9 protein-coding genes and 1 pseudogene are annotated in these 13,397 nt (G+C 70.0%); 5 read left to right on the top strand and 5 right to left on the bottom strand.

What is annotated here, in order from left to right; translation table 11 throughout:
- From A5747_RS07270 to A5747_RS07280, 3 genes are all read right to left on the bottom strand, one after another.
- A partial coding sequence (locus A5747_RS07270; RefSeq protein WP_076122984.1) for a circularly permuted type 2 ATP-grasp protein occupies positions 1-2,086 on the bottom strand: 2,086 nt, incomplete at its 3' end.
- Positions 2,086-5,418, bottom strand: coding sequence for a DUF2126 domain-containing protein (locus A5747_RS07275; protein ID WP_076122991.1), 3,333 nt, complete (start codon positions 5,416-5,418; stop codon positions 2,086-2,088). The genes A5747_RS07270 and A5747_RS07275, both read right to left, overlap by 1 nt.
- Before the next feature lie 72 nt (positions 5,419-5,490).
- Complete coding sequence (locus A5747_RS07280) at positions 5,491-6,384, bottom strand: hypothetical protein (protein ID WP_076122985.1); 894 nt, start codon at positions 6,382-6,384, stop codon at positions 5,491-5,493.
- Positions 6,385-6,533: 149 nt separating this feature from the next.
- On the opposite strand from A5747_RS07280, the gene A5747_RS07285 reads away from it, so the two are divergent.
- Positions 6,534-7,886, top strand: a complete 1,353-nt coding sequence (locus tag A5747_RS07285; protein WP_076122986.1) for a replication-associated recombination protein A — start codon at positions 6,534-6,536, stop codon at positions 7,884-7,886.
- The gene (locus tag A5747_RS07290; RefSeq protein WP_076122987.1) at positions 7,883-8,218 is read left to right on the top strand and encodes a hypothetical protein; all 336 of its coding nucleotides are present in this window, start codon (positions 7,883-7,885) and stop codon (positions 8,216-8,218) included. The genes A5747_RS07285 and A5747_RS07290 overlap by 4 nt, the downstream gene beginning before the upstream one ends.
- On the opposite strand, the gene A5747_RS07295 is transcribed toward A5747_RS07290, so the two are convergent.
- Positions 8,219-8,842 (bottom strand): hypothetical protein, encoded by a 624-nt coding sequence (locus A5747_RS07295; protein ID WP_076122988.1) that lies wholly within the window; start codon positions 8,840-8,842, stop codon positions 8,219-8,221. It abuts the gene before it with no gap.
- 155 nt (positions 8,843-8,997) lie between these two features.
- Positions 8,998-9,618 (bottom strand): putative quinol monooxygenase, encoded by a 621-nt coding sequence (locus tag A5747_RS07300; RefSeq protein ID WP_076122989.1) that lies wholly within the window; start codon positions 9,616-9,618, stop codon positions 8,998-9,000.
- A gap of 159 nt (positions 9,619-9,777) precedes the next feature.
- On the opposite strand from A5747_RS07300, the gene A5747_RS07305 reads away from it, so the two are divergent.
- The 3 genes and pseudogenes from A5747_RS07305 to ruvX form a co-directional block, all read left to right on the top strand.
- On the top strand, positions 9,778-10,167 hold the full coding sequence (locus A5747_RS07305; protein WP_170874575.1) for a secondary thiamine-phosphate synthase enzyme YjbQ: 390 nt from the start codon (positions 9,778-9,780) through the stop codon (positions 10,165-10,167).
- Between the two features lie 102 nt (positions 10,168-10,269).
- Complete coding sequence (gene alaS, locus A5747_RS07310) at positions 10,270-12,972, top strand: alanine--tRNA ligase (RefSeq protein ID WP_076122990.1); 2,703 nt, start codon at positions 10,270-10,272, stop codon at positions 12,970-12,972.
- Positions 12,973-13,320, top strand: a pseudogene (ruvX, locus tag A5747_RS07315) (Holliday junction resolvase RuvX); the annotation flags it as partial. It abuts the gene before it with no gap.
- Positions 13,321-13,397: the final 77 nt, after the last annotated feature.

The following is a 13,397-nucleotide window of genomic DNA, read 5'->3' on the forward strand; positions in this document are numbered from 1 at the left end:
CGGCGATCCCGGCCAGCGTCAGCATCCCGGCCAGCGTCTGCGAATGCGCCGAGGCGAGCACGCTGTCGGCCCGGGCGAGCGAGTGCGGCGGATCGGCCTTGTGGGCCAGCGCGCGCTCCACGCCGGCCAGCACCATCCACGTGTCGTTGGACAGCTGGTCGCGCACCGCCCGGGCGGCCAGCGCGAGCCCCTCTACCGACTGGACCAGGGATCCCGGCCGGTTGGGGTCCACTGTCAGCGACCACAGCGTCGAGGGGGCGATGGCGATCATCTCGGCATGGTCGTGGTCGGCCCCGGTGTCGGTCCCGGTGATGCGGCCCAGCGCGGCCATCAGCACCGGGACACACAGGCTTTCCTCGGCGTCCTGCTGGAGCCGGTAGACGTGGAAGCGGTCGCGGGCCACGATCAGCAACCGGGCCATGTTCTCCGCCCGCTCGCCGTAGCGTCCCATCCAGAACAGGTCGGACAACACGCGCGGCGAGCTGACCGCCCACGTGCCCGCCGCAGTCTTCACCGGTGGCTCGACCGCGGGCAGCGTGATCGCCTCGGCGCGGGCCCGCTCGGTTGGGCGTACCCAGACATCCTTTGCCGCAACGGTTTTCAGCGTGTATGCGGCGGGCCCGGGTGCCAGCACATAGCCGACGCCGCCGACCATCGGCGCGTAGCCGCTGCGCTGGGCGACGGTGAACAACCGCATGCCGACGCCGGCCGACGATAACGCGCCGGAATGATCGGTCGGCGCCGACGAGAACTGCGGCAGCTCCTGGCCGACCCAGTGCCACGGCATGTCCTCGATCCGGGCCGCCAACTCGGTGAGCTGGGTCGACGAAAGTGTCGGCCCGACAAGGGTTTTCCCGCCAACCGTGGACTTGATCAACAGCGACGAGAGATTGGCCAGCAGGTGCGAGCGTTCGCTCGCGATGCCGCCCCAGTACAGCGGTGCGGTTCCCAGCAGCGGGGGTTCGCCCAGCAGTCGCTCCGCCAGCTCGGGCAGAAAGCGCAGCAGCCCAGGGCTTTCCAGGATGCCGCTGCCCAGGGTGTTGACCACGGTCACCGTGCCGCGGTGCTGTGCTTCCACCAAACCGACGACGCCCAGCCGCGAGTCGGCGCGCAGGTCCAGCGGGTCGGCGTAGACGGCGTCGACGCGGCGAAGCACCACGTCGACCTGTTTGAGCGTGCCCAGCGAGCGCATCCACAGCTTGCCGTCGCGCACCACCAAATCGGCGCTTTCCACCAGCGGAAAGCCCAGCAGCGTGGCCAGATACGCCTGATCGAAAGCCGTCTCCGAGTAGATGCCCGGCGACAGCACCACCACCACCGGGTCCTGGGCGACGTCGGGCGCCGCGTCGATCAGTGCCAGCCGCAGCGCCTGCGCGAACGGGGTGGTCGGTCGCGGCGCGATCCGCTCGTAGAGGTCGGGAATGGCGTGCGCGATGACGCGCCGGTCGGCCAGCGCGTAGCCGGCGCCCGAGGGGGCCTGCGTCCAGTCGGCGTTGACCTGAAAGCTGCCGTCCGCCAGCCGGCTGACGTCGCAGGCGTGCATGAAAAGCTGGTGGTGCCCGGGCACTTCGATTCCGGTGGCGCTGCGCACGTAGCCGGGATGCGCGAACACCAGCTCCGGCGGCAGCACGTCGTCGGTGAGCAGGCTGCGGGGCCCATAGAGATCCGCGAGCACGGCATCGAGCAGGCGCGAGCGCTGCACGAGCCCGGCCTCGAGCGCGTCCCAGTCGGCCGCGGAGATCACGATCGGCAGGCTGTCCAGGCTCCAGGGTCTCGGCTCCAGGCCATGCCCGTCGCGGCCGGAATCGACCTCGGTGTAGTTGATCCCGTCGTTGTCGATCAGGCGCTGCACCAGCGACCGCAGCTGATTGAGTCCCGCCCGCCCGCACTCGGCGACGGTGTCGGCCAGCTCGGCCCAGGCCGGCCGCACGTTTCCGTCGTTGTCGACGAATTCGTCGTAGCCGATCCCCGGGCCGTGCCGCAGATCGAACAGCGCTTCCTGCGCCCGCGCGGTCTGGTACCCGGCCAGCAGCCGGTCGGCGTCGTAGCGGTCCGCAGGAACCGCAAGGGAATCCGGGGATGCCATTACTGCTGAACGGTACGCACGCGCCGCAGGTCAAGGATGCCCGGCGCGCCGATGTCGGTGAATATTCGGGCCTGCTTCTCCCGGATTGCGGACAGGTCGAGCTTGCCCGGGGTGAAGCCGGTGGCCTCGAAGCGGCGGGCGCGCCGCGACTCGGCCTCGACGGCGTTGACGGGCGGCTCGTCGTAGGCGCGCCCGCCGGGATGCGCGACGTGGTACGTGCACCCGCCGCGCGACGTCCCGGTGGCGAGGTCGACGAGCTCGAACCGCAGCGGCACGTCGGTGGTGACGGTCGGGTGCAGCGCACTGGGCGGCTGCCACGCCTTGAACCGCACCCCGCCGACGTGGATGCCGGGGTTGTCGGTGGCCAGCAACGGCACCGGATAACCGTTGCACGTCACCAGATAACGGTCGCGGGCGGCGCCGATGATGCGGACCTGAATCCGCTCGACCGACGAGTCGACGTAGCGGGCCGTGCCCGTCGCGGTGGCCTCCTCGCCGAGGGTGTTCCACGGCTCGATGGCCCCGCGCAGCTCGATCTCCACGCCGTCGAAGACGGCGGTGCCGATGCGCGGGAAGCGGAATTCGGTGAACGGGTCCAGCCAGCTGGTCTCGAAGGCGATGCCGTGCGCGCGCAGGTCGGCGGCGACGTCGGCGATGTCGTGAATCAGGAAGTGCGGCAACAGGTATCGCCCGTGCAGGTTGGCACCGTGGCGGATCAGCGGGGCCCGCAGCGGCTCGTCCCAGAACCACGCCACCAGCGACCGCACCAGCAGCGACTGCACCATCGCCATGCGCAGGTGCGGCGGCATCTCGAAGCCGCGCAGCTCCAGCAGGCCCAGCCGGCCGCGGGGGCTGTCGGGGCTGTAGAGCTTGTCGATGCAGAACTCGGCGCGGTGAGTGTTGCCGGTGATGTCGGTGAGCAGGTGCCGCAGCGCCCGATCGGTCACCCACGGCCGCGGCGCATTGCGCCCGAAAGGTCCGGCCAGCCGGGAGATTTCCGCGAACGCGATCTCGAGTTCGTAGAGCGCCTCGTCGCGGCCCTCGTCCACGCGCGGCGCCTGCGACGTGGTGCCGACGAACCGCCCGGCGAACAGATAGGACAGCGCCGGGTGCCGCTGCCAGTAGGTCAGCAGCGACACCAGCAGGTCGGGGCGGCGCAGCAGCGGCGAGTCCGCGGGCGTGACGCCGCCGAGCGTGATGTGGTTGCCTCCGCCGGTGCCGCCGTGGCTGCCGTCGACGTCGAACGACTCGGTGGACAGCCGGGCGAGCCGCGCCTGCTCGTACAGGGTTTCCAGCTGCCGATGCTGTTCGGCGAAGCTGGCGGTGGGCGCGACGTTGACCTCGATTACGCCCGGGTCCGGCGTGATCGTCGTCGAGGCCAGCCGTGGATCCGGCGGCGGGCCGTAGCCCTCGATCACGACCGGGCAGCGGGCCTGCGCGGCCGCGGCCTCGACCCTCGCGATGAGGTCGACGAAGTGATCCAGCGCCTCGGTGGGCGGCACGAAGATGTACAGCAGCCCGTCGCGGACCTCGCCGACCATCGCCGTAGGCGGCGCGGCATCGTCGTCGACCACCGCGGCCGTCGACTCCTCCGCGGGCTCGCCGGGTGACAGGGGGTCGGCGTCGAACGTCGCGCGCGGCGGTCGCCAGCTGATCGAATCCAGCGGTAGCCGCAGGCCCGCCGGCGAATCGCCCTCGAGCAACACGATGCGACCGCGGCGCAGCTGCCAGTCGGCGCTGGCCCAGCCCAGGCCGTCGTCACGCCGGTGCAGCGGCAGCACGAACGCCGCCGGGGACGTGGTGGATTCGTCGAGGCGGGCCAGCAGCGCGGCGCGGGCGGCGGCACTGTCGGCTGTGAGGTCTTCGCCCGCTTGCACCGGGTCGCCGTCGGGCAGGCGCACTTTGGCCGCCAGCCACGCCAGTGGATCCTCGTAGGCCGGCCGCACCTGCGACAGCGGCAGCTCCAGGCCCTCGGCGACCCCGGCGAGCAGCTTGTAGGCCGCCTCGTTGTCCGCGGCCGGACCGTTCGGCTTGCCGGCCCAGGGGTCGGCCAGCAGCGTGTCGTCGGTCCACAGCGGTCGCCCGTCGGTGCGCCAGTACAGCGCAATCTGCCAGCGCGGCAACGGTTCTCCCGGATACCACCTGCCCTGCCCGCGCTGAATCAGCCCCGTCGGTGCCCACGCCGCCTTCAGCCGCGCCGCCAGATCGGAGGCCCGCTCCCGCTTGTGCGGGCCGTCGGCGGCCGTCGTCCACTCCTCGTCGGTTTGGTTGTCCACCGACACGAACGTCGGCTCGCCGCCGACGGTGAGCCGGACGTCCGCGGCGGCCAGCCGCTCGTCGACGCGGCGGCCCACCTCGCAGATCGTCTGCCACGCCTGGTCGATGTAGGGCAGCGTGACGCGCGGGTCTTCGTGCACCCGGGTGACGGTGTTGGAGAACTCCAGCACCGATTCGCAGGGTTCGGTGCCGCCGCTGATGGGTGCCGCGGTCGCGGGATGCGGGGTGGCGGCCAACGGGATGTGGCCCTCGCCGGCGAACAGGCCCGACGTCGGATCCAGCCCGATCCAGCCCGCACCGGGGATGTACACCTCGGCCCACGCGTGCAGATCGGTGAAGTCGGCCGCGGGCCCCGACGGTCCGTCGAGCGCCTCGACGTCGGATGCCAGCTGCACCAGATAGCCGGACACGAAGCGGGCGGCCAACCCGAACCGGCGCAGGATCGACACCAGCAGCCACGCCGAGTCGCGGCACGAGCCGACGCCGGTGCGCAGCGTCAAATCCGGTGTCTGGACACCAGGTTCCATGCGCAGGCTGTAGGCGACGTCGGCGTTGATCGCGCGGTTGAGCGCCACCAGGAAGTCGATAGTTCGGGTGCCGTCCGGGACCGAGAAGTTGCGCACCCACGCCTGCACGAGCTCGCCGGGACCGGAGGCCCCACCAGCCTCCGGGTCGCCCTCGTCGACGGGCCGCAGGTACGGTTCGAGGTCCTCGGCCAGCGGCTTGGGATAGGTCAACCCGCCGGGCGGCCAGGTCTCGGCCCAATCCTCGATGAAGAAGTCGAACGGGTTGATCACCTTGAGGTCGGCGATGAGCCCGACGGTGATGGTCAGCCGGCGCATGGGATCCGGAAACACAAGCCGGGCAAGGAAGTTGCCCACCACGTCCTGTTGCCAGTTGATGAAGTGCTCGGCCGGCTCGACGCGCAGCGAGTAGGCCTCGATGGGCGTGCGGGAGTGCGGCGCCGGGCGCAACCGCACCACGTGCGGATACACCTGCACCAGGCGATCAAAGGTGTAGCTGGTGCGGTGCTCCAGCGCGACTTTGATACTCATCACCGCTGATTGCACCACAAGGGCCGCAACCACGCAGCGCAGCGTGCTGCGCAGCGAAAACCGACGCGTCGGCTAGGCGGGCTGCGATCCCGGCGGCGGGCCCGTCTGGTAGCCCGGCTGGGTCGCCGGAACGACCTGACCGCCCGACAGCTTGCGGTAGGTGTAGATCTGGATGAGCTGGGCGATCGGGAAGGCGACGATAAGGCCTATCCCGCAAAGCAATTCACCGACCAACACCACCGCGTACTGCACGAGCCACGACAGCAGCGCGCCGCCGATGTTGGACCGGGTGGTCGCGATGCTGGCCTTGATGGAGTCGACCGGCGAGAGCGATCGGTCGATGACGAACGGGATGGCGAACATCGCAAGGAAGCCGAAGATGAGGCCGGGGATGATGCACAGCAGCGACCCGATCATGACGCCGATCGCGAGCAATATCGAGGTGAGCACCACGGCACCGAGGTTACGCACCTTGAAGAACGTTCCGATGGTCACCGGTTTTCCGTCGGCGATGTCCAGGCAGCCGGACGCCAGTGCCGCGGTCATGTAGATCGCCGTCAAGAAGAGCAGCACGTAGCCGATGAACAGGACGACGTACGACGCGGCGCTGTAGTTGACGGTGACGTTGCTGGCGGTGTTGCCGTAGGGGTCGGTGTAGGTGCTGCTCGTGCTCTGACCGAAGACCACGGGCAGGAGCCCGGCGACCAGAGCGAAGATCACCAACGCCACCACGTAAACCACCACGGGCACGATGAGCGCTACGGCGTTCTGGGAGAACTTGTTCCACGCCCAGGTCACCGCCTCGCCGACGTTGAACTGCGGCGCGGCCGGGCCGCCGGGGGCCCCACCGTAACCGGGTTGCGGCGGCGGGTAGCCGTAGTTCGGCGGCGGCGGTGGGTAGCCCGGGGGGTTGCCCCCGCCCTGCGGGTCGGATGGGTTGCCTGGGTGCTCTGGGGGCTGGCTCATTGCCGTCCTAGCTGTCGGATTCGCACTACGGGCACGCGCACTGAACTTGGCAACCGGGAACTTAGCAAAGATGCGGCCGTTGGGCGAGGATTCGATTCAGCCTGCGTCGCGGTCGCCGCCGGCGGGCATGGTTGTCCGCTCTGCGTGGTATGCCTAAAGCCGTGTCCGACGGTCTGTTCGACCTGCCCGGCGCACCGCAGGCGACCAACCCCGACGTCGGCGTGTCAGCCGGCGCGCCGCTGGCGGTGCGGATGCGCCCGGCGTCGCTGGACGAGGTGGTCGGGCAGGACCACCTGCTGGCACCCGGATCGCCCCTGCGCCGCCTCGTCGAGGGTTCGGGCGTGGCATCGGCCATCCTGTACGGCCCGCCGGGCAGCGGCAAGACGACGCTGGCCGCGCTGATCTCGCAGGCGACCGGGCGCCGGTTCGAGGCGCTGTCGGCCTTGTCGGCCGGCGTCAAAGACGTCCGGGCCGTCATAGACCAGGCGCGCAGGGCCCTCCTTTCCGGCCAGCAAACGGTGCTGTTCATCGACGAGGTGCACCGATTCTCCAAGACGCAGCAGGACGCCCTGCTCTCCGCGGTGGAGAACCGGGTGGTGCTGCTGGTGGCGGCGACCACGGAGAACCCGTCGTTCTCGGTGGTGGCGCCGCTGCTGTCCCGCTCGCTGATCCTGCAGCTGCGGCCGCTGAGCGCCGACGACGTCCGCACGGTGGTGCAGCGGGCGATCGATGACCCCCGCGGCCTGGGCGGTCAGGTCGTGGTGCAGCCCGAGGCCGTCGACCTGCTCGTGCAACTGGCGGCCGGCGACGCCCGCCGCGCCCTCACCGCGCTGGAGGTCGCCGCCGAGGCGGTGCAGGGGGAGCCGGTCACCGTCGAGGCCATCGAGCAGTCCCTCGACAAGGCCGCGGTCCGCTACGACCGCGACGGCGATCAGCACTACGACGTCATCAGCGCGTTCATCAAGTCGGTGCGCGGCTCCGACGTCGACGCCGCGCTGCACTATCTGGCCCGGATGCTGCTGGCCGGCGAGGATCCCCGGTTCATCGCGCGCCGGCTGCTGATCCTGGCCAGCGAGGACATCGGGATGGCCGACCCGACCTCGCTGCAGACCGCGGTCGCCGCCGCGCAGACCGTCGCGCTGATCGGCATGCCCGAGGCGCAATTGACGCTGGCGCACGCCACCATCCACCTGGCCACCGCGCCCAAGTCCAACTCGGTCACCACCGCGCTGGCCGCGGCGATGGACGACGTCAGGGCGGGCAAGGCCGGCCTGGTGCCGGCGCATCTGCGCGACGGGCACTACTCCGGCGCGGCGGCACTGGGCAACGCGCAGGGCTACAAGTATTCGCATGACGACCCGGACGGCGTTGTCGCACAACAATATCCGCCCGACGATTTGGTGGATGTCGACTACTATCGGCCCACCGGTCGCGGCGGCGAGCGGGACATGGCCGGCCGACTGGACCGGCTGCGGGCGATCATCCGTAGGAAGAGGCCATGAGGACGTTCACCGACGAGGAGATGGGCCGGCTGCTGCCCACCGCGAAGGAATACAGTGTCGTCATCCTCAAGCGGGGGCCCAACTTCGGCGACGACACGGCACCGGGCATCGTCTGGGAGCACGGGCGGCGCAACTTCGCCCTGCGCGACGACGGCGTGCTGCCGGTGGTGCTGCCGGTCACCGACGGGTCCGACGTGTGCGGCGTCGGGGTGTTCGCGGCGACCGTCGACGAGACCGCGGCGATCATGGACGGCGACCCGGGCGTGGCGGCCGGCGTGTTCACCTACGAGGTGCACGCCTGCCGCGGGTTCCCCGGGGATTCGCTGCCGTAGCTAAGCCAGCTCGGGCACCCGCAGGCCGGCGATGGCCAGCTCGAACTCGACGACGTCGATCACCTCGGCGCCCAGCTCGCGCACCCGCCTGCTGCGCAGCTCGGTCGCACGGTCACGGTTGCGGGCCATCGCTTCCAGGCTGTCGAACGTCGAGCACGACACCGCGCGCCGCGAGGCCGGGTGGTCGACCATCAGGCTGGCGCTGCAGAAGCCGTCCAGGTTCTCCATCTCCGGAAGGACGGCCGTGCGATAGAAGTCCAGCGAGCGGGTGAGCTGATCCGGCACCACCTTGAGCCAGGTGGCCCGCACGCATGCTCCTTCCCGGGAGGGGTGGTCGCGGTGCACCAGCGCGATGTCCCATTCTTCGACGCGCGCGCTGCCGTCGAACATCAGCGCGGCGCGGTCACGGATGGGCGCTATCCGCTCGGCGCTGGCGCGCATCGTTTCGATGGATTCCCACGCGCTGGTGGCGATGCAGGTGCCGGACTGGCGGTCGACCAACAGCGACACTCCGACGCACCCGTCCATCTCCTGCAGGGCGGGCGTGACGACATCGCGAACGTGTGCAATTCCGATGTCGACCGACAAGGGTTGCGCCTGGATGGTGGTAGAGCGTGCGTACACGATCGACCCCTCACTCTGTCGGGGCGGCGCCCCGGTGGCGCCACCGGTCCCACCAGATACCTTCCTCCTCCGGGTTATCGGTCGCAATGGGCGCGAGGCGCGCAGTCTGGCGACCGGCCGATGCCCGGTTCGGCCGGTCTACCAATGGGTCTCGATCAGACCAGCTCGGGCACCCGAAGGTGCGCCAGCGCCAACTCGAACTCGCCCTCGTCGAGTTCCTCGCCGCTTACCTCTTGCATCGACGAGTTCTTCAGTTCGGTTGCCCTGTCCCGGTTCCGCTCCATCGCGTCGACGCTGTCGAACGTCGCGGAGGACACGCCGCGTCCGGACTCGCGGTCGATCAGCAGGCTCGCGCTGCAGAACCCGTCGAGGCTCTCGAGCTGTGGCAGCACGGACGACTTGTAGTACTCGATGCCCTGGTCCATTTGGTCCGCCGGCACCTTGACCCACGTCGCCCGCACGCCCGCGCCCTCGGGCGCGCGGTGGTCGCGATGCAGCACGGCGATCTCCCACTGCTCGACATCTGCCGTGCCCCCGAACATTTCCGCGGCCCGATCGCGGATCGGTGTCACGTGGTCCGCGCTGCCGCGCAAGGCCTCGTCACTTTCCCAGGCGCTGGTGGCGATGCACCGGCCCGAGCGGCGATCGACCAAAAGGGATACGCCGACGCATCCCGGCATACCTTGCAGCGCGGGCATCACCTCATCGCGAACATGCGCAATTCCGGCGTCGATGGACGAGGGTTGCGCCTGGATTGTGGTAGAGCGTGCGTACACGATCCACCCCCTCTTACTCGGGGCAGCGCCCCGGTGGCGCCACCGGTCCACGCACTACCTTCCTCCTGCCGGTGAGCACCCGCAATGGTGTGGCAGCACTCACAATCGATTGGCCGCTCGCAGGCGCCCGCCCGTAGGCTGGACCGGGTGCATACCGATGTGCTGAATGTGGACACCGCGCGTCGCCGCATCGTGGATCTCACCGACGCGGTTCGCAGGTTCTGCTTCAGCTGTGGTGACGGCCTGTGCAATGTGTTCGTGCCGCACGCGACGGCCGGGGTCGCGATCATCGAGACCGGCGCCGGCTCCGACGACGATCTGGTCGACACGCTCGAACGGCTGCTGCCGCGCGACGACCGCTACCGCCACGCGCACGGTTCCGAAGGTCACGGCGCCGACCACGTGCTGCCGGCGCTCGTCACGCCGTCGGTGACGGTGCCGGTCTCCGCCGGTGAACCGCTGCTGGGCACGTGGCAAAGCATCGTGCTGGTGGACCTCAACCGGGACAATCCGCGGCGGTCGGTGCGGTTGAGCTTTCTGGAGGGCTAGCCACCAGGCAACAGCCTTTCAATCCGGGCGAATAGGCTGGGAATCGACGCCAATACAAAATTCACCGCAAAATCAACGCGACACGGAAAGAAGCGAACGTAAGTGCAGACACACGAGATCAGGAAGAGGTTCCTCGATCATTTCGTGAAGGCGGGTCACACCGAGGTGCCGAGCGCATCGGTGATCCTCGACGACCCCAACTTGCTGTTCGTCAACGCCGGCATGGTCCAGTTCGTGCCGTTCTTCCTGGGGCAGCGCACCCCGCCGTACGCCACGGCCACCAGCATCCAGAAGTGCATCCGCACTCCGGATATCGACGAGGTGGGCATCACCACCCGGCACAACACCTTCTTCCAGATGGCCGGCAACTTCTCGTTCGGCGACTACTTCAAGCGCGAGGCCATCGAGCTGGCCTGGTCCCTGCTCACCAAACCGCTCGCCGACGGGGGATACGGGCTGGATCCCGAAAGGCTTTGGGCCACAGTGTATTTCGACGATGACGAGGCCTTTGGGCTGTGGCGGGAGATCGCCGGGCTGCCGGAGGAGCGGATCCAGCGCCGCGGCATGGCCGATAACTACTGGTCGATGGGCATCCCCGGGCCGTGCGGCCCGTCGTCGGAGATCTACTACGACCGCGGGCCGGAGTTCGGCGTCGAGGGCGGCCCGATCGCCAACGAGGACCGCTACGTCGAGCTGTGGAACCTGGTGTTCATGCAGAGCGAGCGCGGCGAGGGCACCGGCAAAGCCGACTTCGAGATCCTGGGGCCGTTGCCGCGCAAGAACATCGACACCGGCATGGGCGTCGAGCGGGTCGCGTTCGTGCTGCAGGGTGTGCACAACGTCTACGAGACCGACCTGCTGCGGCCGGTCATAGACACCGTCGCGGCGCGCGCCCCGCGCGGGTATGACGTCGGCAACCACGACGACGATGTGCGGTACCGCATCATCGCCGACCACAGCCGCACCGCCGCGATCCTGATCGGCGACGGCGTGAGTCCCGGCAACGACGGACGCGGCTACGTGCTGCGCCGGCTGCTGCGCCGGGTGATCCGCTCGGCCAAGCTGTTGGGCATCGAGGGCCCGATCGTCGGCGAACTGATGGCCACCGTGCGCGACGCAATGGGGCCGTCGTATCCCGAACTGGTCACCGATTTCGACCGGATCAGGCGCATCGCCGTCGCGGAGGAGACCGCGTTCAACCGCACGCTGGCCTCGGGTTCGAAGCTGTTCGACGAGGTGGCCGGCGCGACCAAAGCGGCGGGTTCGGGCGTGGTGTCCGGTTCGGACGCCTTCACGCTGCACGACACCTACGGCTTCCCGATCGAGCTCACCCTGGAGATGGCCGCCGAGGCCGGCCTGGGCGTCGACGAAACCGGCTTCCGCGAACTGATGGCCGAGCAGCGGCGCCGCGCCAAGGCCGACGCGGCGGCGCGCAAGCATGCCCACGCCGACCTGAGCGCGTACCGCGAGCTGGTCGACGCCGGCCCCACCGAGTTCACCGGATTCGACGAGTTGACTTCCGAGGCAAGGATTCTGGGCATCTTTTCCGACGGCAAGCGGGTGCCGGTCGTAGCCCACGGCACCGACGGGGCGGATCGCGTCGAGCTGGTGCTCGACCGCACCCCGCTCTATGCCGAGTCGGGCGGCCAGATCGCCGACGAGGGCACCATCAGCGGGACCGGCGCCAACGAGTCCGCCCGCGCCGCGGTCACCGACGTGCAGAAGATCGCGAAAACCCTTTGGGTGCATCGGGTTAACGTCGAATCCGGGGAGTTCGTCGAGGGCGACACCGTCGTCGCGGCGGTGGACCCGGGGTGGCGCCGGGGCGCGACCCAGGGGCATTCGGGCACCCACATGGTGCACGCTGCGCTGCGACAAGTGCTGGGGCCCAACGCCGTTCAGGCCGGCTCGCTGAACCGTCCGGGCTATTTGCGCTTCGACTTCAATTGGCAGGGACCGCTTTCCGAGGAACAGCGCACCCAGATCGAAGAGGTGACCAACGAGGCGGTGCAGGCCGACTTCGAGGTGCACACCTTCACCGAGCAGCTCGACAGGGCCAAGGCGATGGGAGCGATCGCGCTGTTCGGCGAGAGCTATCCCGACGAGGTGCGGGTGGTGGAGATCGGCGGGCCGTTTTCGCTGGAGCTGTGCGGCGGCACCCACGTGCACAACTCCGCGCAGATCGGCCCGGTGACCATCCTGGGCGAAGCCTCGGTCGGTTCCGGGGTCCGCCGCGTGGAGGCCTACGTCGGGCTCGACTCGTTCCGCCACCTGGCCAAGGAACGGGCGCTGATGGCCGGGCTGGCGTCGTCGCTGAAGGTGCCCTCCGAAGAGGTGCCCGCCCGGGTGGCCAACCTGGTGGAGCGGCTCAAGGCCGCGGAGAAGGAACTCGAGCGCGCACGGATGGCCGGCGCGCGCGCCGCCGCCACCAACGCCGCCGCGGGCGCCGAGCGGATCGGTAACGTTCGTGTGGTGGCGCAGCGGATGTCGGGCGGGATGACGGCGGCCGACCTGCGCTCCCTCGTCGGCGACATCCGCGGCAAGCTGGGCAGCGACCCCGCCGTGGTCGCCCTGATCGCCGAGGGCGAGGGCGGCACGGTGCCGTACGCGGTGGCCGCCAATCCGGCCGCCCAAGATCTGGGGCTTCGGGCCAACGACCTGGTCAAGCAACTCGCCACCGCCGTGGACGGCCGCGGCGGCGGCAAGGCCGACCTCGCGCAGGGCTCGGGAAAGAATCCGACCGGCATCGACGCGGCGATTGAGGCCGTGCGCTCCCAGATCGCCGCGATAGCGCGGGTCGGTTGAGTGGTTGAACGGCAGCGGGGACGGCGCCTCGGCATCGACGTCGGCAAGGTGCGCATCGGCGTCGCATCCAGCGACCCCGACGGCATCCTGGCCACCCCGGTGGAAACTGTGCGCCGCGAGCGCTCCGGCAAGCACCTGCGCAGGCTGGCCGAGTTGACCGCCGAGCTGGAGGCCGTCGAGGTGATCGTCGGGCTGCCGCGCACCCTGGCCGACCGCATCGGGCCATCGGCGCAGGACGCCATCGACCTGGCCGACGAGCTGGCACAGCGGATCGCACCGATACCGGTGCTGTTGGCCGACGAGCGGTTCACCACGGTCGGGGGGGGGGGGGGGGGGCGGGCGGGGGGGGGGGGGGGGGGGGGGGGGGGGGGGGGGGGGGGGGGGGGCGGCCGCCGGGGGGGGGGGCGGGGGGGGGGGGGGGGGGG

Source organism: Mycobacterium sp. IS-836 (genome assembly GCF_001954275.1).
Classification (GTDB): domain Bacteria; phylum Actinomycetota; class Actinomycetes; order Mycobacteriales; family Mycobacteriaceae; genus Mycobacterium.

Coding starts and splice junctions, on each gene's coding strand:
- A5747_RS07275 (WP_076122991.1), bottom strand. CDS start 5,418: ATGAGTATCAAAGTCGCGCTGGAGCACCGCACCAGCTACACCTTTGAT.
- A5747_RS07280 (WP_076122985.1), bottom strand. CDS start 6,384: ATGAGCCAGCCCCCAGAGCACCCAGGCAACCCATCCGACCCGCAGGGC.
- A5747_RS07285 (WP_076122986.1), top strand. CDS start 6,534: ATGCCTAAAGCCGTGTCCGACGGTCTGTTCGACCTGCCCGGCGCACCG.
- A5747_RS07290 (WP_076122987.1), top strand. CDS start 7,883: ATGAGGACGTTCACCGACGAGGAGATGGGCCGGCTGCTGCCCACCGCG.